The organism is Streptomyces sp. NPDC002403, from assembly GCF_053593015.1.
In genome coordinates this window covers 44,355-66,596 of the sequence record NZ_JBSFBQ010000041.1, presented here as the reverse complement: position 1 = coordinate 66,596, position 22,242 = coordinate 44,355, and the positions used below count along the sequence as shown (strand labels likewise).

General features: G+C 70.2%; 17 protein-coding genes and 1 pseudogene. 7 read left to right on the top strand and 11 right to left on the bottom strand.

The window, feature by feature from the left end; translation table 11 throughout:
- Window positions 1–29: 29 nt before the first annotated feature.
- The 5 genes from ACWCPY_RS32315 to ACWCPY_RS32295 all read right to left on the bottom strand — a co-directional run bounded on the left by ACWCPY_RS32315 (window position 30) and on the right by ACWCPY_RS32295 (window position 6,916).
- Complete coding sequence (locus ACWCPY_RS32315) at window positions 30–842, bottom strand: class I SAM-dependent methyltransferase (RefSeq protein ID WP_451270985.1); 813 nt, start codon at window positions 840–842, stop codon at window positions 30–32.
- A gap of 642 nt (window positions 843–1,484) precedes the next feature.
- Entirely contained in the window at window positions 1,485–1,961 is a 477-nt protein-coding gene (locus tag ACWCPY_RS32310; RefSeq protein ID WP_451270965.1) for a hypothetical protein, read from the bottom strand.
- A 647-nt stretch (window positions 1,962–2,608) separates the two neighbouring features.
- Window positions 2,609–4,249, bottom strand: coding sequence for an APC family permease (locus tag ACWCPY_RS32305; protein ID WP_451270963.1), 1,641 nt, complete (start codon window positions 4,247–4,249; stop codon window positions 2,609–2,611).
- Between the two features lie 199 nt (window positions 4,250–4,448).
- Window positions 4,449–5,105, bottom strand: a complete 657-nt coding sequence (locus tag ACWCPY_RS32300) for a hypothetical protein (protein WP_451270961.1) — start codon at window positions 5,103–5,105, stop codon at window positions 4,449–4,451.
- Window positions 5,106–5,149: 44 nt separating this feature from the next.
- Window positions 5,150–6,916: a phosphatidylglycerol lysyltransferase domain-containing protein gene (locus ACWCPY_RS32295; RefSeq protein ID WP_451270959.1), complete on the bottom strand. Its 1,767-nt coding sequence runs from the start codon at window positions 6,914–6,916 to the stop codon at window positions 5,150–5,152.
- 465 nt (window positions 6,917–7,381) lie between these two features.
- Between ACWCPY_RS32295 and ACWCPY_RS32290 the strand changes: the two genes are divergently transcribed.
- Complete coding sequence (locus ACWCPY_RS32290; RefSeq protein WP_451270957.1) at window positions 7,382–8,266, top strand: Sir2 family NAD-dependent protein deacetylase; 885 nt, start codon at window positions 7,382–7,384, stop codon at window positions 8,264–8,266.
- Between the two features lie 239 nt (window positions 8,267–8,505).
- On the top strand, window positions 8,506–9,267 hold the full coding sequence (locus tag ACWCPY_RS32285; protein ID WP_451270955.1) for a metallophosphoesterase family protein: 762 nt from the start codon (window positions 8,506–8,508) through the stop codon (window positions 9,265–9,267).
- Window positions 9,268–9,406: 139 nt separating this feature from the next.
- Here the strand turns inward: ACWCPY_RS32285 and ACWCPY_RS32280 are convergent, their stop codons facing one another.
- A complete protein-coding gene (locus tag ACWCPY_RS32280; protein WP_451270953.1) occupies window positions 9,407–10,096 on the bottom strand; it encodes a methyltransferase in 690 nt (229 codons plus the stop codon).
- A gap of 216 nt (window positions 10,097–10,312) precedes the next feature.
- Window positions 10,313–11,245: an FAD-dependent oxidoreductase gene (locus ACWCPY_RS32275; protein ID WP_451270951.1), complete on the bottom strand. Its 933-nt coding sequence runs from the start codon at window positions 11,243–11,245 to the stop codon at window positions 10,313–10,315.
- Window positions 11,246–11,581: 336 nt separating this feature from the next.
- Here ACWCPY_RS32275 and ACWCPY_RS32270 point away from each other — a divergent pair, with 336 nt between their 5' ends.
- Complete coding sequence (locus ACWCPY_RS32270; RefSeq protein ID WP_451270949.1) at window positions 11,582–13,489, top strand: SMI1/KNR4 family protein; 1,908 nt, start codon at window positions 11,582–11,584, stop codon at window positions 13,487–13,489.
- Window positions 13,490–13,779: 290 nt separating this feature from the next.
- Here ACWCPY_RS32270 and ACWCPY_RS32265 read toward each other — a convergent pair whose 3' ends face one another.
- Window positions 13,780–14,493 carry a MerR family transcriptional regulator gene (locus tag ACWCPY_RS32265; RefSeq protein ID WP_451270947.1) on the bottom strand — a complete coding sequence of 238 codons (714 nt, stop codon included), beginning with the start codon at window positions 14,491–14,493 and terminating at the stop codon, window positions 13,780–13,782.
- 88 nt (window positions 14,494–14,581) lie between these two features.
- On the opposite strand from ACWCPY_RS32265, the gene ACWCPY_RS32260 reads away from it, so the two are divergent.
- Both ACWCPY_RS32260 and ACWCPY_RS32255 read left to right on the top strand, forming a co-directional pair.
- The gene (locus ACWCPY_RS32260; RefSeq protein ID WP_451270945.1) at window positions 14,582–15,196 is read left to right on the top strand and encodes a putative immunity protein; all 615 of its coding nucleotides are present in this window, start codon (window positions 14,582–14,584) and stop codon (window positions 15,194–15,196) included.
- Window positions 15,193–15,708, top strand: coding sequence for a putative immunity protein (locus ACWCPY_RS32255; RefSeq protein ID WP_451270943.1), 516 nt, complete (start codon window positions 15,193–15,195; stop codon window positions 15,706–15,708). The genes ACWCPY_RS32260 and ACWCPY_RS32255 overlap by 4 nt, the downstream gene beginning before the upstream one ends.
- Before the next feature lie 197 nt (window positions 15,709–15,905).
- Here the strand turns inward: ACWCPY_RS32255 and ACWCPY_RS32250 are convergent, their stop codons facing one another.
- Together ACWCPY_RS32250 and ACWCPY_RS32245 are read right to left on the bottom strand one after the other, a co-directional pair.
- Window positions 15,906–16,292: a nuclear transport factor 2 family protein gene (locus tag ACWCPY_RS32250; protein WP_451270941.1), complete on the bottom strand. Its 387-nt coding sequence runs from the start codon at window positions 16,290–16,292 to the stop codon at window positions 15,906–15,908.
- Between the two features lie 41 nt (window positions 16,293–16,333).
- Window positions 16,334–18,148: a helix-turn-helix domain-containing protein gene (locus ACWCPY_RS32245; RefSeq protein WP_451270939.1), complete on the bottom strand. Its 1,815-nt coding sequence runs from the start codon at window positions 18,146–18,148 to the stop codon at window positions 16,334–16,336.
- Window positions 18,149–18,347: 199 nt separating this feature from the next.
- Between ACWCPY_RS32245 and ACWCPY_RS32240 the strand changes: the two genes are divergently transcribed.
- Both ACWCPY_RS32240 and ACWCPY_RS32235 read left to right on the top strand, forming a co-directional pair.
- Complete coding sequence (locus tag ACWCPY_RS32240; protein WP_451270937.1) at window positions 18,348–19,361, top strand: extracellular catalytic domain type 2 short-chain-length polyhydroxyalkanoate depolymerase; 1,014 nt, start codon at window positions 18,348–18,350, stop codon at window positions 19,359–19,361.
- A 195-nt stretch (window positions 19,362–19,556) separates the two neighbouring features.
- Window positions 19,557–20,530, top strand: a pseudogene (locus tag ACWCPY_RS32235) (alpha/beta hydrolase).
- Window positions 20,531–20,690: 160 nt separating this feature from the next.
- Here ACWCPY_RS32235 and ACWCPY_RS32230 read toward each other — a convergent pair.
- A complete protein-coding gene (locus ACWCPY_RS32230; RefSeq protein WP_451270935.1) occupies window positions 20,691–21,776 on the bottom strand; it encodes an oxidoreductase in 1,086 nt (361 codons plus the stop codon).
- Between the last annotated feature and the right edge of the window lie 466 nt (window positions 21,777–22,242).

Sequence of the window (22,242 nt, the reverse complement as noted above, 5' to 3'; positions counted from 1 at the left end):
ATCGATCATCCAGGGAACCGGTAGGCGCTCTACCGGCGGACCGCCGAGATCAGTCCGCCGGGCCGCTCCTCGCGCTGCGGAGGGGTGCTGATCGGGCGTCCATAGGCGGCGGCGCGCTCGCGCAGGGTGTGGCTTTCGGCCTCCCAGCCGTGCCCGACCAACCAGCCCACAGGGTCGTCGGGCATCTCCGAGACCCACATGGCCGCCGCCGATCCCGGCGCGGCGTCCGCGCCGAAGCGCTCGATCACGCCGCGCGAGCCCAATGTCAGCCCCATCCGACTGCCTGCCGCCGACTGCGTGCTGATCCGGGCCAGCAGTAGCTCCACCGCGTCCTGGGGCAGATAGATCAGTAGTCCTTCGGCGATCCACACGGTCGGTACCGCCGGGTCGTGCCCTGCGGCGGCCAACGCGCCTGGCCAGTCCTCACGCAGATCCACCGCGACGGTTATCCGCTCGCAGCGTGCGACGGCCCGCTCCTGGCGCAGCACCGAAGCCTTGAAGTCCAGCGGCGCGGCGGTGTCGACCTCGAACAGCCGGGTGCCCTCGGGCCAGTCCATCCGGAAGGCCCGGCTGTCCATGCCGGCACCGAGCAGCACGACCTGCCGGACCCCGGACGCGGAGGCCTGCTGCAACAGGTCGTCGAGGAACTTCGTCCTGATGACGATGGAGAACGACACGGCCATTCGGCGGCGTCGCGCGGCCTCGTCATCGGGCGGCGGCGAGGAGGGCCACAGGCCGCCGGCAGTGGCGAAGGCCTGTGCCAGTGGGTCGCGGAACAGCGCGTTCTCCCGCTCAGTCTCCAGCGCCCGCACCCTGGCCACCCCCACCGCCGTGGCCCACACTCCCGACGGCTGCACCCGCTCCCGCTCATCAGTCACCGCGCCAGCCTAGATGGTCGATTCCAAGGAGCCTGATGAGGGGAGCCAGGTTCATGCGCGGCCGGCCGGCCATGCGCGCACTGATCGCCTACGACCGCTGGAACCACGGATCAGGCGGAGATCAACAGTCACCCTGTGTACGCGACCACACGAAGTGGACCGACCAGAGCCCGGGTTCCGGAGTCACTTGATGATCAATGGGTCCATGGCCGTCGGTGACAGGCGGCGGCAGGTGTCAGAGCCTGCGCCAGCACCTGATCTGTCACTTGATGCGACTGATGGGGAGGTTCCTCTGCGAACGGGTTCGCGCAGGGCATGTTCGAGTTGCTGCGGGCATGGGTTCCGACGGTGTGCAGGAGCGCTCGGAGGCAGGCGCTCTGCGGGGCGCAGGGCGAGGGCGGGCAGCCGCGGCGGACGCCGATCCGTCTTCACCCCGGAGGCATACGAGCGCCGCAACGTCGTCGAACGCTGATTTGCCCGGCTCGAGAAGTTCCGGGCTGTCGCGACGCGTCTTGATGACCTCGACACCCGCTACCGGGCGGGACCGCACCTCGGCTCGCTCGTCCTCTGGCGCCGTGAAACCACACCGTGATCGGGCGTTGTCGGCTACCTGGGCCGGTCCGCAAAAGCCGTCTGCGTGACCTTCAGTGCGCCGAGCCGCGACATGAGCTGAGTCTCTTGTTCTGATGTGACGGCAATCCACAGGGCTGTTCCCGTGTCGTCGGCGCTGAACAGCGGCTGACCCTGCTGCCATGCCTCCGCATGGATCGTGTAGGGGGCCAAGGTCAGCGGTACGTCGAACTGTGCGTCGTCGTGGACATCGACATCGATGCCCATTCCGGGATCGCTCTTCGCGGACCGAAGACCATCGGTCAGAGCTTCCTTGGCCATCAACAAGGCCCGCTCGTAGGCGGGTACGACCTCCTGTGGCCAGGCTTCGTCGCTGTAGGCATCGAGGTGAGCGGTCTCGATGCTGTCCCGCAGGACAAGGAGTGCCTCACGGTGCGCGTGCACCACGTCTGCAGCGTCCAGGCCACTGCGAAGAAACAGCTCGTGACGTGCGCCATCACCGTGACTGATCATGCCGCTCAGGTTCTCACGCGAGGTGGCCCTCACGATCGCAGGGACCGCTGACTGTTCAGACAGGGCCTGGGAAGATCGCTTCGTCGAGCCCCCCGCTCGGAAGGACCAGATCGCGGACCACCAAGCCCAGGGTGAATCCGGTCAGTCCCACGAGGAGCGCGATTCCCGGGTGGAAACCGATCGACATGACGGCGGCCCACGGCCGGAGGACCGGCACGAGGATGCCCAAGGGGAACACCGCGGAGGGATGCGAGGCCCTCCGCCTTCCCCTCGCCGTACACACGGAGTTCGGGCAGTGATCCTCAGCCAGCCCGCGGCCTGCGTCAGGGCCTTGTCCGGCGGCCATGAACCGGTCCTGCAGAGCCACCCCTTGTCGGACGGGGCACTCGACGGGACAGCGGCGATGCCCCGGTTCGGCGACACGGGCGTCCGGGACGTCGACGAGTCGTCCGCCCAGCCTTCGCGCTGCCAATGGAGGGTCCGGTTCAGCGGCGAGCCGGCCGATCCGGTCCGGAGCCTGCTGGCCCACGGGGTCCTCATGGCCGTGGTCAACCCGCAGCACAGGGCTCTCCGGGGCATCGGAGTACATCCAGGTGACGACCGCGCCGACCTCACCGGACCGCCGACGGAGGTCAGTACCCCGGTCGTCAGCGGCCGGGCGGTACGTCGACCGGGCCGATGTACGCCCGGGTCGCCTCGTCCGGGAGCCGGACGGCCTGCGCCCAGAAGTAGATCAGCAGGCTGAACGCGGCAATGATCGCCATGTCCCACCACAGGGGAATGACGCCGGTCGCACCGCAGGCCACTTTCGACGCCGGTCCTCCGCTGCAGTAGCCGCCCTGCCAGGAGATCAGGCCCAGCCCCACCAGATACACCGGCAGCCACTGGGCGGACCGCCAGTCCAGGTGCGGGGCCCTCGGGTTCAGCCTGAGCAGTGCCGAGCCTCCCAGCAGCAGATATCCGAGAACGATTGCCAGGCCGAGACGCCACAGGGTGTCCCAGCCGGCCCAGTAGATGATCAGGTTGGAGACGATGAAGGCGACGGGTGCCCAGAACAGACCGCCGGGCAGCCGGTAGGGACGGTACCGGTCCGGGTCCTGCTTGCGCAGACACCCGAGGGCGAGCGGCGCGCCCGCGTACATCAGCACGCTCGCGGAGGTGACGAAACCGACCAGCTTCTGCCAGGTGGGGAAGGGCAGGAAGACGATGAGCCCGACGAGGAAGGCGAAGAGCAGACTGAACCAGGGAACCCCGCGCACCGTCGTCCGTTCGAAGACCGCGGGCACATAGCCGTTGCGGGAGAGGCCGTACGACACCCGGGAAGCGGCGGTGGTGTAGATCAGGCCGGTGCCGGTCGGTGAGACGACCGCGTCGATGTAGATCAGCGCGGCGAGCCAGCCGAGCCCGGCGGACAGGGCGAGTCCGGCGAACGGCCCCGCCTTGTCGGCGAAGGTCAGATCGGCCCAGCCGTGGGCGAAGGAGCTCTGTGGCAGGGCCCCGATGAAGACCACCTGGAGCGCCCAGTAGACGAGCGCTCCGATGAGGATCGAGCCGATCACCGCCCGCGGGATGTCCCGTGCCGGGTTGCGGCTCTCCCCCGCCAACTGGTCCGCTTGTTCGAATCCGAGGAGCGCGAAGATGATTCCGCCGGTACTGACGGCGGAGAGCACACCCTCGACGCCGAACGGGGCGAAGCCCTGGTAGCCGAAGTTGCTTCCGTGGAAGGTGGTCCCCGCCAGGGCGGCGATGGTGAGCAGGGGGATGGCGAGCTTCCACCAGGTGGCCACGCTGTTGGTGTGGGCGAGCCAGCGGATGCCGAAGAAGTTGACGAGGACGAAGAACGCCATGAAGGCGACGGCCAGCCCGTATCCGGCGGCGGTCAGGTGGTTCTTCTCCGTCTGTACCCAGGTGGCGTGGATGCTGAGGTAGTTCAGCGACGCCATGACCTCGATCGGTGCCGTGGCGACGGCCTGGAGCCAGGAGAACCAGCCGAAGGAGGCCCCGGCGACGCTGCCGAAGGCGTAGTGCGGGAAGCGCGCGGTGCCGCCCGAGACCGGGTACATGGCCCCCAGCTCCGCGTGGACGAACGCCAGAACGGTGATCGCGAGGGCTCCGATCCCCCAGGAGACGAGGGCGGCCGTCCCGGCCACCTGCGCCGCGAACAGCGCGCCGAACAGCCAGCCGGAGCCGATGATGGACCCCACGGACGTCCAGATGAGTCCGATCAGGCCGATGTCTCGCCTCAGCCCCGGCTTCGGGGGCAGCTCAGGTGCGGCCGGCGTCGGCATCTGACAGGCAACCTCGCTCCGGTTTCGACGACGGGGGACGCGCAACTGTTCCGGTGCGTCCGTCGGCATCCTCTCCCTATCCCGGTACCGGCCCGGCCCGGCCACTCCGGCACGGCGAGAGTTGCTCCGAACGGAGGCGCCGGGAGGCAGCGGGCCACTGCGGCACGGCCGGGCCGCCGACCCTTGCGAACAGCGGGCTTCAGTCCCCGGCCGGCGGCACCACGGACCCGCCCGCGCCACCGTCGCCGTCGGACGGGTGCCGGTGCCGCAGGGCCGCTGGAGCGCACAGCACCAGCGCGGCCCCGATCGCCACGAGATGCTCCGTGCCGGCCAGATTGGGCTTGACGGTCACCTCGACGACCATCGCCACGACCACCAGCGCCACGGTGAACCACGCCCCCGTACACACACAGACGCAGACCGCGAGCCCCGTGACCGCCACCGACGGCCCGGTGTCGACGATCCGTGCGTCCGAGGCCGGCAGCCCGAGGAGGCCCTCGGGTCCGATGGCGATGCCGAACCGCGCGTAGAGCGTTCCGGCGAGGGTGCAGACATAGGCGATGGCGAGGGTACGCGGCCGGCCCAGAATGATCTCCGCGACGCCGAACACGAGCAGCACCTGCGCCATCGCGCCCCAGACGGGCAGGCTGAGCGCGGGCACGAAGAGCGAGAGCGGGGTACGGAGGAGGGCGAGCCAGAGAGGGTCCTCGGCCCGGACGAAGCCGATGTCCTGGATCAGGCCGTATCCCCAGCTCTGGTCCTGGACGATCTGGCAGAGCGCGATGAGACAGACCGAGGCGAGCGTCAGCGGGACGGCACGCCATCCACGGGTGGCCAGGGCCGTCCGCACGGTCATGTAAAGGGGTCCCCACTCGCGCCGGGCGAACGAGGCAGCCATGTTCAACGGCGAGTCTCCAGACGTCTGCGGTGCAGCCACTTCGGCAGTCCGGGCGCCTCCAGGAAGCCCTCGGCACGGGCGCTGGCGAGAGCGATCCGCGGCAGATCGGTGCTCTGGGCGTACAGCAGGAAGCGGGGCTCCCAGATGGGCCGGTACTTGGCGTTGGCATGGTAGAGCGACTCGATCTGCCACCAGCGGGAGAAGAAGGTCAGCAGCGAGCGCCACAGCCGCAGCACCGGGCCCGCGCCGATCCGGGAGCCGCGCTCGAAGACCGCGCGGAACATCGCGAAGTTCAGCGAGACCTGGGTGATGCCGAGGTCGCCTGCCCGCCGGATCAGCTCCAGCACCATGAACTCGAACAGGCCGTTGTCGGAGTCCCGGTCACGCCGCATCAGGTCCAGGGAGAGCCCGTCTGCGCCCCAAGGGACGAAACTCAGCAGGGCACGCGGGCGCCCGGCCGTATCACGGCAGACCAGCATGATGCAGCGGCCGTCCTGCGGGTCGCCGAGACGGCCCAGCGCCATGGAGAATCCCCGCTCCGTCGCTCCGTCACGCCAGTCGTCGGCCAGTTCGATCATCTCGGCCATCTCGTCCGCCGACATGTCCTCGTGACGGCTGACACGGACGGTGTACCCGGCTCGCTCGACACGGTGGTGTGCTTGGCGGACACCCCGTATGGCACGGCCTTCCGTAGTGAACTCGCCGATGTCGACGATCGCCTCGTCGCCCAGTTCCAGAGCGTTCAATCCGTGCCGGGCGTAAATGATGCCGCCCTCTTCGCTCGCCCCGATCACGGAGGGTGTCCAGCCGTGCTCACCGGCCTGGACCAGCCAGCGGTCGATCGCTCCCGGCCACGCCTCCGGGTCGCCGATCGGATCACCGGAGGCGAGCGAGACCCCGCCGACCACTCGGTAGGCGACGGCCGCCTTGCCCGACGGCGACCAGATGACGCTCTTGTCGCGGCGAAGGGCGAAGTAGCCGAGGGAGTCGCGGTCGCCGTGCCGCTCCAGCAGCGCGCGCATCCCGCGCTGGTCCTCGTCGGTCTGCGGGTCGACGGCGCGGCGGGACCGGAAAGCCGCGTACAGGACCAACAGGATCAGCGCCGTACTCATCAGGTTGATCAGTACATTGGCCCAGCCGGGGGTGGAGATTCCCTCGAAGCGGATGTCGTCGTACGCGAGCGAGAACATGCGGAGCACACCGTAATGCCATCGCTCCAGGAAGTCGGAGCGCCCGGCGTTCGGCGCGGTGTTGCTCACGGTGACCATCGTGGTGGCGAGCAACGAGCCCACCGCCAGCCCGACCACGCCGACCACCGCCGCCAGTCTCGGGTTGGCGCGGTCGCCCTTCGCGTGGAACTCCCGCCGTCCGGCGAGCATGGCGCCGACGAAGAACGCGGTCAGCAGGACCGCGATCCAGTTCTGGACGTGCTGCCGGTACACCGGCAGCTCCAGGGCCAGGGCCGTCAGCACCAGGGTCAGCCCGGCCAGGGCGAGATTGAGAATCCAGGCGGCGCGTTTGCGCCGCCGCATGGTGATCGCGAGAAACGCGGAGAGCACGCCGGAGAAGAACCCGGCAGTCAGCAGATAGGGCGTGAAGAACTCGTCGTCGCTGTGCCGCCGGATGTCGTTTCCCAAGGACACCCACACAGCGCCGAGGAAGTTGATGAAGGCGACGGCCCGCAGATACCAGACCGCTGAGAGGTATCCGCGCCGTGACCACTCGCTGCGGTCCGCGCCGGGCTGCGGACTCCGTCGGACACGCGCCATGCGAGCGACCCTAGGGGCTGCGGGGCCTTCGGAGGCGCTCCACGGAGTGCGGTGAACGGGTGAACTCGCCAGGGCGGGGCCTGGACGCGTCCAACGCCGCGCGCCGGGCGGCCGAAGCTGCGGGCGCCGTACACATCGGCGTCGAGCGCCGCGGACGGCGGTGGACGGCACCGTGAGCCGCCACGTTTGTCATCCGGCCCGGCACGGGTTCATCGAAAGGTCGACTCCTCGACGGCCTCAGCTGGACACTTCGGTGGTTTCATCGAGGACGTCCGGGGTCGGTTCGACGGCCATGTCCTGGGTGCTCGATGCCGGGCCGGTCGTATGCCGCGCGGCTGGCTCGGCAGCAGCGGGCCCGCCGACGTCACCGGACCGCACGGCGGGTAGCCGCTCGAAGGCGACGCCACGACCGGCGACCCGAGCCGACTCAGGCATCGGGGGCGGCCGGCTCCGTACCCTGGCGGCATGCGTATGCGCCCCACTCTGCACTGGACGCCTCCCGAGGATCTACCGCCGGGCAGCACGGATCCGGGACCGGTCATCGATGCGCTGAGCGCCGGCGGTGTGCTGGTGCTCAGCGGGGCGGGCATCTCCACGCAATCGGGCATCCCCGATTACCGGGGCGAGGGCGGCAGCCTCAGTCGGCACACCCCGATGACCTACCAGGACTTCACCGCGAGCGCCCGGGCCCGGCGCCGGTACTGGGCGCGCAGCCACCTCGGCTGCGCACGGCCCAACGTCGGGCACCGGGCCGTGGCCGCGTTCGGGCGGCACGGTCTGCTCTCCGGGATGATCACGCAGAACGTCGACGGCCTGCATCAGGCCGCCGGCAGCGAGGGCGTCGTGGAACTCCACGGGAGCCTGAGCCGGGTCGTCTGTCTTTCGTGCGGTGCTCTCAGTCCGCGGCGTGAACTGGCCCGACGGCTGGAGGAGGCCAATGCAGGCTTCGCGCCGGTGGCCGCGGGAATCAACCCGGACGGCGACGCCGACCTCACCGACGAACAGGTCGGAGACTTTCGCGTGGTGCCGTGCACGATCTGCGGCGGCATCCTCAAACCGGATGTGGTGTTCTTCGGCGAGGCGGTTCCCCCGCAGCGGGTCGAACACTGTCGCGAGCTGGTCCGTGCGGCGACCTCGCTGCTGGTCCTGGGCTCCTCGCTGACGGTGATGTCCGGCCTCCGGTTCGTCCGTCAGGCGGCCCGGGCCGGAACACCGGTACTGATCGTGAACCGGGACCCGACCCGGGGCGACGTGGACGCCCTCACCCGGGTCGCGCTCCCGCTGGGCACGGTTCTGACCACCGTGGCCGACCGCCTGGGCATCCCCGTCGACGATCGGACGGTGGCCTGAGCGAGGCCGTGACGGTGGCGGGGTGACGTGTGACGATTCGGCCGTTCGTGGGGGTGTGAGTACTCGACCATGGATCGTGGACGACGACTTGTGGGCGCTGAAGGGGGCGCCGACACCGCTGTGTCACCGGTCGGCCGGCGGAGAACGCGCCCGGCGACCACGCGGCACGTTCTCGCCTTGAGCTACGCGTCGGGCGAACGGTCTCACCTCTTGGCTGCCTTCACTCCACAGTGGTGACCATGCTGAACCGAGTAGCTGTCCTGTCCGACATTCACGGAGTTCTACCGGCCTTGGAGGCGGTGCTCGCCGAACCAGAGGTGCGTGCCGCCGATCGCATCGTGCTCACCGGCGACATCACCGCCGGCCCTCAACCGACCCAGGTTCTCGACCTGCTGGCCGGTCTGGGCGACCGCGTCATCTGGATCAGCGGCAACGCCGACCGCGAGCTCCTTGAATACCGCCGGGGGCAACGCGACACGGTCCCCGATCCGATCGCCCCCTGGGCAGCCGAACAGCTCAGTGAGGACCATCTCGACCTGCTCGGCTCATTGCCACGATCACTCTCTCTGCCCGTGCGGGGCCTGGGGAGGGTGCTGTTCTGCCACGCCACCCCCCGTGACGACGAGGAGGTCGTCCTGGTCGACTCCCGCCTCGACCGATGGAAGGAGGTCTTCAGCGGACTCGATTCCGACATCCGCACCGTGGTCTGCGGCCACACCCACATGCCGTTCGTCCGCCTCGCTCACGGCCGCCTCGTGATCAACCCCGGCAGCGTCGGCATGCCCTACGGAAGAGCCGGAGCCCACTGGGCCGTCCTGGGACCGGGCGTCGACCTGCGAACCACGGACTTCGACATCGAGGCCGCCACCATCCAGGTCAGCCGGGACTCGGCCTACCCCGAGATCATCGAGTGGGCCGAATACTTCCTGAACGCTCGCGCAACCGACGAAGAAGCTCTCGAAGCCTTCGGCCCCCGGGACGGACGCGACCACACACCGTGACACCCATTCCCTTTGGATGACAGAAGGCAGGTCGAACAGCGACTGCTCGATGGACGACGCCCACCAGTCTCAACCCCGTTCTCCGAGAGGACCGGATCGCACCCGGCCTGCCAGGCGTTTCCCAGAAGCGCTCCTGGTCCTACTCCGCGCTCACCGCCTCGACCACGGACAGTACGGTCGGCGTCGGCACGATTCGTCGCAGGCGCAACCCGGCCTCCTTGAAGAGCTGCGCGAAGTCCTCCTCCGTGCGCTCCCTTCCCACGAGGGAGGCCATCATCATCAGGTCCAGGGTCTTGGACTGGTGGGGCAGGTCGCCGCGCGGCACGACGGCGTCGATGACGAGGATGCGGCCGCCAGGTGCCATGGCCTGCCGGCAGTTTCGCAGGATCGTGGCCGACTGCTTGTCGTTCCAGTCGTGGAGGATGCGCTTGAGGAGGTAGAGGTCTGCTGCCGGGACCGACGAGAAGAAGCCGCCCTCCGACAGTGACCAGCGGTCGGCGATGTCCTCGTGGTCGAGCCGGTGGCCGGCCAGAACGTGCGCCTGGTCGTGGAGGACCCCGTGCAGGTCTGGTTGCCGGCGCAGCACCTCGATGAGCAGGCCACCGTGGCCGCCGCCGACATCGACGACGGTGCCGGTGGACGGGAAGTCGTAGGCCTCGGCGATGGGCTCGTTCTCGGGATCCGACATGGCGGCCATGCCGACGTGGAAGACGGCGGCGGTCTCCGCGTCACGGGCGAAGTGGTCGAAGAATGGTGTCCCGAAGATCTCGGTGAAGGCGGAGACTCCGTCGGTCAGGCAGCGGTGCATCTCTCCGGCGGGACGCCACATGGTGGGGTCGGTCAGCATAAGGATCGCGGCACGGGCCGAATGGGAGGCGTCCGAGCGCAGGGCCTGGCCGGTGGCGGTCAGTCGGAAACGTCCCTCGCAGGCATACGGTCCGCGAGCAGGTCGACCCGGCAGGTGAATGCGGGCGTCCCCTTCCCGATGCCGTGCACCCCCGCCTCCCCGCGCCCGCGGAGATGGTCCCGAGCCGACCTCCACGTATCAGGGCAGCAGCTCCCGTGCGGCGTAGTAGGCGTGCAGCGCGGCCTCGCTGCCGGAGCCCAGGGCGGTCATGATTCGCTGGAAGCGGGCGGAGCGCAGGTCGCCGGCCACGATGATGCGGGGGTGCTGGTCGGTCGGCGGGCAGTAGCCGTCCGCATCACGGCTGAGGTCGCCGGCCGGGGCGGTGGGCGTGTTCCCGATGTTGACGTAGACGGCGTCTGCCGTGACCGTACGTAGTCCGCCGTCCCGGCTCACCACGTCCGCTGTCACCGTGGCCCCTTCGAAGGGGTGCAGGGTCAGGCGCTCGACGGGCAGGAGCGTGACGCGGTGGTCGTCGCGGATCTCCTCGGTCTTGTACTCGTCGGCCTCGGGGTGAACGACGAGCAGGCGGGTGTCGGTGGTCGGGTGGGCGCGCAGGAAGGTGCCGATCGGGCGGTCGCCACCGAGGACGAGGAGGGTGCTGCCTTCGGCGTCGTCCGCGTCGGCCTGCCAGAGCGGGGGCAGGGTGAGGCCGCTGGGTGCGGTGATCCAGGTGGCGTCCGGGGCCTGGAGGGGGCCGACACCGGTGGCGACGACGGCGTACGGGGCGGTCAGGCGGATTCCGGTGTCCAGGATGACGGTGACGTGGTCGTCGGCGGCGCGGAGTTCGACAGCGCGGCGGCCGAGTTCCAGGCGGCACAGCTCGGTGCTCTTCAGCTCCGTGGTGATGGAGGCGGCGAGTCCGGGGCCGCTGGTGAAGCCGCCGAGGACGTTGTTCAGGGCCGGGATGCGGTACAGGTTGCGGCACAGGGTGTCCGGTTCGATCAGGACCGAGCGCATGCCGACGCCGGCGGCCATGTGGGCGGCGGCGCAGCCGGCCGGTCCGCCGCCGATGACGATCAGGTCCGTGTCGTGGGTGGTGGGCGAACTGGTGTGGGGCGGTGTGTCGGCCATGGGGCCATTCCAGCACCGGATCTCCTGAGTACGCGGTGACTTCTCCCACCACATGCTCTGCGGTGACGAGTTGGCCGGTGCCGATCAGGCGGCGGGCGACGACGAGTCCGGCGTCGTGGACGTCCGGGCCGGCGTCACTCGCCAAGAGATCGGGCTTCCGATCCGGGAGCAGCTGCCCGAGAACTGGCAGGCAGATTCTACGCTGGACGCTTTGCACTGCCGCCCCTTCGTTGGACGCGAGAACATTATCGGGTTGGTTACGAGAAGTGTCAGTAGTCGCCCAATGCCGCCCGGCATCGAAGAGCTGTGTCAGCGGTGGATGGCAGCATCGGGCGCATGACGAATACGACACCGCCCGGCTGGCAGCCGTTCCTGCTCGGATGGAGCGAGGAGTGGTCGGATTCCCTGCCCGATGACGAGACGCAGAGTGAGAGGGACGAAGCCGCCCGGCGGGCTCGGTGGTTGGGGTTCCCGCCTGCGTCCGAGGAACGGATCGCAGCCATGGAGGAGCGTCTCGGCCGTCGGATGCCCCCGTCGTACCGGGAATTCCTCAGGGTCAGCGACGGGTGGCAGCACGCCGGCGGGTTCGTCCGGCTGCTGGCGGGGACCACGGACGCACGCTGGCACAACAACGAGTCCGGGCTCGCGGACGTGTTCGAGGAGTACCTGGACGACGACGCCGGACCCGACGAGCGGCGGGAAGCTGACATCTGGCGGCGTGGGCTCCAGCTCGACGTCGAGTCCGACATCACCCACGTCCTCCTGGATCCCGAGGATGTGGACGAGGAAGGCGAGTGGGCCGTGTACACGTGGGCGAGCTGGCGGGCCGCGCCACCCGAGCGGTATGCGAACTTCACCGAGTTCATGCGGGGCATGTACCAGGAGTTCCACGGCCTTCGGGCACGCCCGGCCGACGGGGAGCCGGAGTTCGCCGACGACACGACGCGAGAGCTGGACGCCCGGATGGAGCAGGCCCGGCTGGAGGCGCTGCGCGGCGACTGGGAACGGGCCGGGCACGCGCTGGACGAGGCGAAGGAGTACGGCAGACCGCGGGCCGCCGGGCTGGGTGACCAGATACGCCGCCTGCTCGGACGGACCTGCATGGTGTACTTCGAGGACGTGGTGACCGATCCGCAGTACGCGCCCGAGCTGCTGCCGGCGCTGGTCGCCGAGCACGCGGCGCACTCGTACAGGAACGACTCCACGCTGATGTTCCATCTGCGGAGAGCTGGTGACGACGTGGTGTCGTCGGCCCGCGCGACACTGGAGCAGGTGCGCAACGGCACGTACCGGTACACGGCGCCCGGACCGTTCGGGGAGGCGGTCGAACGAGCACGGGAGCTGGCGCGCTGGGGCGACACCGACGGGGCATGGCGGACGCTGATGGACGCTCTGCCGGTATGGCAACCACTGGGACCCGACCATCTGGCGCCGCTGGGGTGGGTGGCCGATCCCTTGCTCGGACCCCTGCTGACCCCGGAACGGGGCCGCGAGCTGCTGTCCACCCCCAGGGGTGGGCAGGCCGGTGAGGCACCGGGCCCGACGGCCGGCCTCGACCCGGACAACCTGGCGTGGCTCGCGGACCCGGACCCCCACGACAACCTCACGTCCTACCGGTTCGTCCTGGTCGAAGGCGTGAAACCGGAGGACCTTCCCGGACGCCTCGCGGACGGCAACGAGGCAGCGCTGGACGATCCCATGACCGCCGACGAAGCGCGCCACCGATTGCTCCGCGGACAGAGGGAGTTCTCGTCCTACGACGACAAGGCCCTCATGGCGGTCGGCCGCGCCGGTACCCGTTGGAGCTTCGCCTTCGACAGCGACCCTGCGCATTTCGCACCGCAGCGGTTCGTCTCCCCGGCTGCGGCCGCCAGCACGGGGACCCGCGCGGTGGTTGTGTGGAGCGGTCTGAGGACCTGGCGCGAGGAACCGTTCTTCCACCTTTCCGTAGCGCAGGACGGTGCCGAGCAGTACGCCTTCACGTACGCGGACGGAGAGATACACCGAACCGGGGAAATACCACGAACACTGGACCCGGAGCGCTTCTTCGGGCCCCGGGAGGAGGGCACCGAGGCGGAACGTTCGCTACTGGAGGCCATGACCGGCGAGTTCGGTGTCCGACTGCCGCGCCACGCGATCACGGACGGACGGCTGCACACGTTCACCACCCGCTCATGGACGCGGCCGCCGGGAGACGGGGAGACGTACGCCGTGGTCAGCATGGACTGGGGCGCCGCGAGCTGACGGACAGAGACCTGCGTCGGGTCAACGCCCACCCGGGGACGGTCCACACGTCGCGTACAGCCTGCGGACGCTCACCGAGCCGCCACCGGACGGCACGTCCACGACATCACTGTCGTACTGACTTCGCGATGACCAGCCCAGTGACATCCCGTGTCCGGCCCCGCTCACATCTCGACGTCCGACGGCACCGGTCGTGGTCGGTCTGACGTCCGCGGACAACAAAGTCGTCCGACACGGAAATGTCAGTGGTCCCGGCATCGGAAACGTCAGTGCGGTCCGTGCTCTGGGGCTCAGCCGGTTCTCGCGGATCGGTCCAAGGCGTCGAGGTAGGTGGAGAGCTGACCGGCGGCGTAGAGCTGGGCCATTCCGCGGGACGTGAGGTCGCGCCGCCACCCTTCCAGGGCCCTGGCCAGCGCTTCGAGGCTGCCGGCGTCGCGGAGTTCTCCGAGGACGGTGGCGATGGTGCCCAGCGGCTGGCCTCCCCGGCGCAGCAGGTGTGCCAGTTCGGCGTCGCGCACGTCCTGCGGGAGGTACTGGCGGTGCCCGGTGCGCGGGTCACGTCGTGGGGTGAGGGCGCCGGCGCGTTCCCAGGTGCGCAGGGTGGCCGGGTTGAGCGCGAGGTGGCGGGCGAGTTCACCGATGCTGTACGGCGCCCGAGTGGCGGCCGCCGTATCAGGGCTGGCGGCTCCGAGATGTGAGAGCGCCGCTTCGACGGTTCGTAGCGTGCCGCGGTCGCGAGCCAGGAGCGCGTGCCCGTCGTCGACGTACTCCAGTGCTTCTTCGAGCCGGCCGCCGGTGACGGCATGCATGATGCGTCGGCTCGTCGAGTGGCCGAAGGCGGGGACTAGCGCCAGGTGGGCCGCGAGGCCGGCGGCATGAGTGGCGGTGTAGTCCCGGTACCCCGTCGCGCTGCGGTGAGCCTGCGGAATGATGCCGGCGGCCTCGTAGTTGCGGACCGCCTGCGTGGAGAGGCCATGGCGACGAGCCAGATCCACGGGCCGCATATGACCTCCGATTGAGGGTTCTGACGCGGGCGAGCTGAGGATTCCTCGCAGAGTCTCCACCGAGCGTTCAAGGATACGATTCAGGAACATGACGCAGAGCACGCACACCGTGTCCGGAGACTTCGATCTGACGATGGACGAACTGCGCGTCGTGGCACGTTACGTGGTTCGGCACGCGGAGGACGTCCTGTCGGTCTTTGAGCAGGCTGTTCCCGACGATCCGCGCCCCCGTGCGGCGATCGACGCGGCCTGGGCGTTCATCGACGGTGCCAACAGGACGAAATTGCAGCGCGTCACTTCCCTCGACGCTCACCGAGCCGCCCGGTCCGCGCCCTTCGAAGCCGCGCGACTGGCCGCGCGATCCGCCGGCGACGCCGCATCGGCCGCATACTTGCACCCCATCGCCCAGGCCGGCCAGGTCGGCCACATCCTGCGAGCCTGCGCGAGCGCTGCGCGCATCGGGGAGATGGAAGCGGGCGGTGACCCCGCGATCGGGGACGCCCTGCTGGAACGGTCGCGGCAGCGTGCGACACCGGCGCTCATCGACGTGCTGCGCCGCTACCCGCCCGCGACAGGCGGCAGCAATCGTGTCGCCCGGCTGATGAGCGCTCTGGATCATTCCCTGCGCCAGTCGGCTGACCGGCCGCAAGGACACACCGAGGCGAGCGGCTCCGATGCGCGCAGGAGGAGGTGCACGTCATGATCCTCCCGAAGGTCCGCGACCCTCGCTTCGTGACGATCCGCCGCGGTGGGACTCTCACTGACACGGATCACCGCCTCCTCGCTCTATGGGCTGCCGCCTGTGCGGAGCACGTCCTTGGCCTCTTCGAATCGGGCCGGCCCGGGGACCCGCGACCGCGCCAGGCGATCGAGCATGCCCGGGCCTGGGTGCGTGGCGAGGTCAGGATGATGCAGGCCCGCGCGGCGGGCGGCCATGCGATGGGGGCAGCCCGGGACCTGCGTGGGGCAGCGCGGCATGCCGCGTACGCCGCCGGCCAGGCCGGGGCCGTCGCTCACGTCGCCGCGCACGAGCTCGGCGCGGCCGCCTACGCGATCAAGGCCGCACGCGCAGCAGCACCGGAAGGCGAGAGCGAGACCGCGGGACGACTCGAGTGCCAGTGGCAGCGCCATCAGCTCCCGGAGGCGATCCGCGAGCTCGTACTTGATGACCAGCGGCTGCGCAACGACATCTGCTGGTCGGTGTTCGACTGTTGAAGCCGACGTCCGCCCCGGTCTGGACGTCGGCAGGAGCGAACACCACGCCACGGTGCACCCAAACCAGGTCGGCCTCCGGGGGGTGAAGAACCGCCGCCCAGGCAGCCGTCTGAAGGATCTCCCACAGTCCATCGGGCACGACACGCTCCGTTGTTCCCGTGCAAGTGACAGCGACCGATCTCCTCCGGGACTCGCAGTCACGTGCTGTCGCGCGGGATGGGTGTGGCCTGGTGGTAGTACATCTGCCACGTCGTGGCCGCATCCTGCTTGCGCCAGAGCGAACTCCGCCGTGCCCGGTCCCCATCCATCGTGGTCTCGTAGGTGAGGTGCACCAGCCCGGGTGCCAGCAGGACACCGGTGATCCTTGAGGGCTCGTAGCGCGGACCGCTTTCTGCCGCACCGTCCAGCTCGGGCAGCGCCGCAAGCATCTCCTCGTACGTCCACCGCCGCCCCGAAGCGCCGACCTCCACGAAGTCCGGGTCCAGGAGCTGTCGGGCAAGCAAGCGTGACATGCGCACGCTGGGCTCCATAAGGCGCAGCTCGCCTGCGATCGCCTCGCGTACCTCATCCGTCTCTCGGCTCATGCAGGCATCTTCGCCAGGTGATCAAGCCCATCGCAACCGAGTTACCGCGCAGAGCACAGCTCGGCTTCCGGGCCGGCTGGTCGCCACGTGCCGAGACGCCCCCTGAAGCCAACCTGGAGGGCGTGGTCGCCATGGCGCCACAGAGGGCCGAGCAGCGCCGAGATCCGGTCGATGCGCTGGTAGAGCGTGTTGACGTGGACGTAGAGGGCGGTGGCTGTTCGGCTCAGGTTGCCGTCGCAGGCGAAGTAGGTGAGGGCGGTGCGCACCAGATCGCTGCCACGGGTCTCGTCGTGCTCCACCAGCGGACCGATCGTGCGACGGACGAAGCGGTCCAGTTCCTCGCGGCCCGCCGGGCCCAGGAGGATGCCGTGGATGCCGAGGTCGTCGCGGCAGGCGCCCTCGCCGACACGGTCCGGTGCGACCAGTACGTCCAGGCAGCGAGCGGCGTCGCGGTGTGCCTCGACGACGGCAGCCGCGCCGGGTGGCGCGGGCTCCGCGCCCACCGTGACGGGGTGTCCGATCCCGTCGGTCAGCAGTCCGGCGAGGGTGCGGGCGGCGCCGCCGGGGTCGTCGCCGGCGGGCAGGACGACCACCGTGTTGCCGCCGTACTCGCCCGCGATGCCGCCGAGCCGGGTGGCGTGGCCGCCCGCCAGTTCCGTGATGCGGCGCCGCCTGTGGTTGTCCCTGCCCCGGGCCACCAGCACTGTGTGGTCGCGTTCCAGGTCGAGACCGACCAGCGCGGCGCGGCGGCGCAGCCCTTCGGGGTCGCGGTGCGGAGCGCCCAGCAGGTCTTCGAGGATCTCGCCGCGCAGCCGGTGCTCGGCCTCCGCGACCGCGCGTTCGCCCAGCAGCATGAGGGCGGCTGCCTGGGCGGCCCGTTCCAGGGCGTGGATGTCGGAGGCGTCGAGTCCGCCGCGTACGAGCAGCAAGGTCCCGAGGTGTTCGTCGGCGGCGACGATCGGGGTGACGCAGACGGTGCCGCGCGCCGCGGGGCCTCGGCGGGCCCGGGCCTGTGCCATCTCCCGTACGAGGTCCACGGGTTCGGGCGGTGCGTCGCCCGCCGAGGCGAGCGGCCGGTCCTGTGCGTCGAGGACGAGGACGCTGCCGCGCAGGACATCGGCGAGCTCCGAGGCCAGCCCCGCCGGACCGCCACCGTCGAGCGCGACGGCGGTGAGCCGCTCGTGGACGGCCGCGGTCTTGCGGACCTCTTCGAAGAGAGTGGCGTTCTCGATGGCCAGGGCGGCGTGGTTGGCGAGCGAGATGAGCAGGTCGACCTCGTCCGGCGAGAAGGGCCGCACGCGGCGGTTGGCGGCGAACAGCACCCCGTACACCTGATCGCCGAACTTCAGCGGCACGCCCTGGATGGCCACCAGCCCCTCCGCGCCGATGACGCCGTCCACGTAGGGGGTGTGCTCGAAGCGGGCGTCGTTGGGGTAGTCGGCGGTGTGGTAGGGCACGGCGGTCGCGGCGACCAGTCCGCCGAGACCGGTACCGGCGGCGAGCCGGCCGGTCTTGAACGCGTTCGTCGTGATGCCGTCGGTGACGCGTACGTATGTGTCGCCCTCCTCCGGGTCGGAGAGCAGCAGGTACGCGACGTCGGTGCCGATGAGGGTGCGTGCGCGGCTGACGATGGCCTGCAGGACGTCCTCCAGATCGCGGAGCGAGGCGAGGTCACCGGCGGTCTCGTAGAGCGCGGCGAGCGCGGCTTCGCGGCGGCGGTGGGCCGCGAGCCTGGAACGTATCTCCAGGGCGTCGTCGACGAGTCGCGGTGCGGCCGCCACCACGCGGAACTCCGTCTCGTCGGCCTCTTCGCGCAGCAGGCGCAGCAGCACACCGGCTGTCTCCGGCTCTGTCATCACCCGGCCAGTGATATCGCACCGTCGCCACCGTGCACACCGGGCGACGGAGAGAATCTCCACTCATCGCCCGTGGACGACGTGGCACACCTCCATTTCCCGCGGGACGGTTCGCGGCCAACCATGGCCCCGTCCGCTTCCGGAACCCGGCTTCGCACCCCCCTTTCCCCGGACGGGCACCAGTGAAGGAGAACGCACGATGAAGCTCAGCTCCCTGCGGTCCGCCGCTGTCACCCTGGCGGCCGCGCTGGCCGCGGCCCTGGGGCTCACCGCCCCCGCGCACGCGGGCGAGCCGGGTCTCCCCCGGCTCGACATCACCGATACGTACGTCACCGGAATCTCCTCCGGCGGATTCATGGCCTCGCAGCTCCAGGTCGCCTACTCCGGCACCTTCAAGGGCGCGGGCATCGTCGCTGCGGGCCCGTACTACTGCGGCAAGGGCGGCATCGTCGTCGGTCTGATCGCCTGCGGTACGGGGCTGATCTCCACCGACCCGGAAGGCATCGAGCAGATCGCCCGCCGCTGGTCGGCCGAGGGGCGGATCGATCCCGTGTCGAACCTGGCGGGCAAGCCCGTCTACACCTACCACGGCACCAAGGACCCGCTCGTCCGGACATCGGTGAGCGACGAAGGAGTCAGGTTCTACCGGGACTTCGGGGCACGGATCGCGTACCACGACACCGATCCGGCCGGGCACGGCTGGCCCACCCCGAACGCCCCGCTGAGCTGTGGCACCACGTTCTATCCGTTTCTGATCAACTGCGGCAACGACCCCCAGGGGGAGATGCTCGGTCACTGGCTGGGACAGGTGAACCCACCGGCCGCCGCCCAGTCGGGCACCGTCAGCCGGCACGACCAGAACCGGTATGTGCCGGGGGGCCTGGCCCAGTGGTACAGCATGGGAAGCAGCAGCTTCCTGTACACGCCGGACTCCTGCGCGGCGGGGGCCGCGTGCAAGCTGGTCGTCGCCCTGCACGGCTGCATGAGCGACAACAAGTTCGTGGGTGACCGGTTCGCCCGTGAGTCCCATCTCAACGAGTACGCCGACACCAACAACCTGGTGATCCTCTATCCGCAGACCGACATCAGCCTGCTGCGGGGCAATCCCCAGGGCTGCTGGGACTGGTGGGGGTACACGGGCAGCGACTACGCGCAGAAGTCGGGTCCCCAGATGCGTGCCGTCCTGAACGAGGTGCATGCGCTCGGCGGCTGACATGCCCACTCTGCCCGCGCCCGGTCGGCCAGGAGGGAGACCGGGCGCGGGTTGCGCTTTGCGGGCGGGCCACGACGATGGAACGGAAGACGTGTGACCGGGGGCGGGTCTTCCCCGGGGGGCGGATCATCAGCCGCGGCCGGTGGGCCGCAGGAACAGGGCACGCCCGTGCCCGCTCGCGACATGGAGTGGAACATGACCCAGCTGCCTGCGCCGATCACCCCCATCTCGAACCCGCCGCGAAGGAACTGGCCGAGGCGACCGATCCGCACCCACGGATCTACGAGGTCCCGCCCGAGAAGGGCCGGGAGATTCTTCTGGGTCTGCAGAGCGACCCGAGCGTGCCGCGGCCCGATGTCGACGAGGAGTGGGTCGAAGTGGACGCGGGCCGGTGGGGCACGGTCCGCACCCGCGTCATCCGGCCCCGTGGAGTCACCGGACCGCTGCCCGTGGTCTTCTTCATCCACGGTGCCGGGTGGGTCTTCGGCGACGACCGGACGCACGACCGTCTCTTCCGCGAGCTGGCCGTCGGTGCCGGGGCGGCCGGTGTCTTTCCCGTATACGACCGCGCGCCGGAGGCGAAGTACCCCACTCAGATCGAGCAGAACTACGCCGTCGGCCAGTGGGTCGTGGAACACGGCGCGGAACACGGCCTGGATGCCTCCCGGGTGGCGGTGGCCGGCGATTCGGTCGGCGGCTGCATGTCGACGGTGTTCGCGCTCATGAACAAGGAGCGCGGTGGCCTCGGTCTCAAGGCGCAGGTCCTGCTCTACCCGGTGACCGACGCCGGCTTCGACACCCCGTCCTATCTGCAGTTCGCGGAGGGCCACTACCTCACCCGCGACGGCATGAAGTGGTTCTGGGACGCCTACACCACCGACCCGGCCCAGCGTGCCGAGGCACATGCCTCCCCGCTCCGGGCCTCCCTGGAGCAGCTCCGGGGGCTGCCCACCACCCTCGTCATCACCGACGAGGCCGATGTCCTGCGCGACGAGGGCGAGCAGTACGCCAACAGGCTCCGCGAGGCGGGGGTCGACGTCACCTCCGTCCGGGTCGCGGGCATGGTCCACGACTTCCTTCTCCTGGACAGCCTGCGCGACACCCGTGCCGCCGACGTGGCACGCAAGCTCGCCGTGGACGCCCTGAGGACGGCGCTGCACGACGGCTGAGACAACACCTGCATCCGGTTCGCACGTGCCCCCGCGCCGGAAGCCCGCGGGCGGCCCGGGTCCGGCTCCCTTCCGCGTCCCTGGACGGGCCGCTCGCCGCGTTCTCCCACCGGCCGGTGCCACCACAGCGGTGCCACGGTCTGCCGGGAACGAACTCCGGTCACGCCGGCCGGTCGACCGTCGCGGCCTCCTGGGACGCGGCAAGCCAGGCACGGTACCGACGCAGTGCCCCCTGCTCCTTTCGCCACTCGGAGAACAGGGCGTACGCCGGGTGGGTGCCGGGCCTGGGGTCGCTTCCGCGGGCGAGGCGACGCATCTGCTGGCGGACCTGGGCCATGCCGGCGGCCGAGGCGAGGGTCTTGTCGGACCAGCCGGGCCGCGGCATCTGCCGGCCGGCCTCGCGACGGTTCTGCCAGCGGTCGGGCAGGTCCGGTGTGACGGCGAGGGCGGTGCCGATCCCGACGACCGCGACGCCACTGCCGAGGACCTTCTCGGCGGTGGCGCGCCGGGTGATCCCGCCGGTGAGCATCAGCGGGAGGGGGCTGGTTCCGACCATGTCCTTCGCCATGTCCAGGAAGTAGGCCTCACGGGCCTGGGTACGGGCATCGGCGGGGCGGCCGGACATCGCCGGGCTCTCGTAGCTGCCGCCGGACAGCTCCACCAGGTCGACGTCGAGCGGTTCGAGCATCCCGATCACCCGCCGGGCGTCTTCGGCGTCGAACCCGCCGCGCTGGAAGTCGGCGGAGTTGAGTTTCACCGCGACCGCGAAGGACGGTGCGACGGCGGCGCGGACCGCGCCGACGACGTCCAGCAGCATCCGGGCCCGGTTCCCGAGCGAGCCGCCCCACGCGTCGGTGCGGTTGTTGACCAGGGGAGACAGGAACTGCGAGAGCAGATAGCCGTGCGCGGCATGGACCTCCACACCGTCGAATCCCGCCTCCTCGGCACGGCGGGCCGTGAGCGCGAACCGGTGCACGGTGGCCTCGATCTGCTCGGGGGACATGGCGACCGGACGGCCGAAACGGCTGCTGTTCCGTCCCAGGTCGACACCGACGGCGGACGGGCCCCACACGACTCCGGGCAGGCCGGTCTGGACCTGGCGGCCGGGGTGGTTGATCTGCATCCACATCGCCGCGCCGCCGGACTTTCCGGCCTCGGCCCACCCGGCGAACGGCTCCAGCGGCGCGGCGTCGTCGAGCACGACACCGCCGGGGCGGTCGCCGCCCAGGTGAGCGCCGCCGTGCACGCCGCGTTCACCGTCTCCCCGGCGATGAAACGGACGACGGCCGCACCGCCCGGGCCGGAGGGGCCGGGCACGGCACCTGGTCGATCCTGAACTACGACGCGCAGGGCCGCCGGTCGGGGATCCTCGGCTCCGGTGACCGGCGCACGGCCGACTGGAGCCGGCCCGTCGGCGCACCGCAGAAGAGCGGCCCGGTCGCGGGCGCCGATACATGGGACATGCTCAACCTCGATCACGCGGACGCGGTCCAGTCGCTGCGGACACGTGCCCGGGGACTGTGCGCCGACGCCGGAACCGCCCCGACGGCCCCGGCCGGCGCGCTGTCCACGGTGGTACACGACGAGCGCAACGTCCAGCAGGGCGACTGCGCCAGCGGCTACACCAAGTTCCCGTGCGGAGTGGACGAGTTCATGTCCGGGTACAGCGTGCGTGGACAGCGGATGTCGGCGGTCCTGTGCACTCCCGCGGG

Excerpts from the sequence above, each read along its gene's own strand:
- ACWCPY_RS32305 (WP_451270963.1), bottom strand. The coding sequence starts at position 4,249 with ATGCCGACGCCGGCCGCACCTGAGCTGCCCCCGAAGCCGGGGCTGAGG.
- ACWCPY_RS32280 (WP_451270953.1), bottom strand. The coding sequence starts at position 10,096 with ATGTGGCGTCCCGCCGGAGAGATGCACCGCTGCCTGACCGACGGAGTC.
- ACWCPY_RS32285 (WP_451270955.1), top strand. The coding sequence starts at position 8,506 with ATGCTGAACCGAGTAGCTGTCCTGTCCGACATTCACGGAGTTCTACCG.
- ACWCPY_RS32295 (WP_451270959.1), bottom strand. The coding sequence starts at position 6,916 with ATGGCGCGTGTCCGACGGAGTCCGCAGCCCGGCGCGGACCGCAGCGAG.
- ACWCPY_RS32255 (WP_451270943.1), top strand. The coding sequence starts at position 15,193 with ATGATCCTCCCGAAGGTCCGCGACCCTCGCTTCGTGACGATCCGCCGC.
- ACWCPY_RS32290 (WP_451270957.1), top strand. The coding sequence starts at position 7,382 with ATGCGTATGCGCCCCACTCTGCACTGGACGCCTCCCGAGGATCTACCG.
- ACWCPY_RS32250 (WP_451270941.1), bottom strand. The coding sequence starts at position 16,292 with ATGAGCCGAGAGACGGATGAGGTACGCGAGGCGATCGCAGGCGAGCTG.
- ACWCPY_RS32240 (WP_451270937.1), top strand. The coding sequence starts at position 18,348 with ATGAAGCTCAGCTCCCTGCGGTCCGCCGCTGTCACCCTGGCGGCCGCG.
- ACWCPY_RS32245 (WP_451270939.1), bottom strand. The coding sequence starts at position 18,148 with ATGACAGAGCCGGAGACAGCCGGTGTGCTGCTGCGCCTGCTGCGCGAA.
- ACWCPY_RS32275 (WP_451270951.1), bottom strand. The coding sequence starts at position 11,245 with ATGGCCGACACACCGCCCCACACCAGTTCGCCCACCACCCACGACACG.
- ACWCPY_RS32270 (WP_451270949.1), top strand. The coding sequence starts at position 11,582 with ATGACGAATACGACACCGCCCGGCTGGCAGCCGTTCCTGCTCGGATGG.
- ACWCPY_RS32260 (WP_451270945.1), top strand. The coding sequence starts at position 14,582 with ATGACGCAGAGCACGCACACCGTGTCCGGAGACTTCGATCTGACGATG.
- ACWCPY_RS32310 (WP_451270965.1), bottom strand. The coding sequence starts at position 1,961 with ATGATCAGTCACGGTGATGGCGCACGTCACGAGCTGTTTCTTCGCAGT.
- ACWCPY_RS32300 (WP_451270961.1), bottom strand. The coding sequence starts at position 5,105 with ATGACCGTGCGGACGGCCCTGGCCACCCGTGGATGGCGTGCCGTCCCG.
- ACWCPY_RS32265 (WP_451270947.1), bottom strand. The coding sequence starts at position 14,493 with ATGCGGCCCGTGGATCTGGCTCGTCGCCATGGCCTCTCCACGCAGGCG.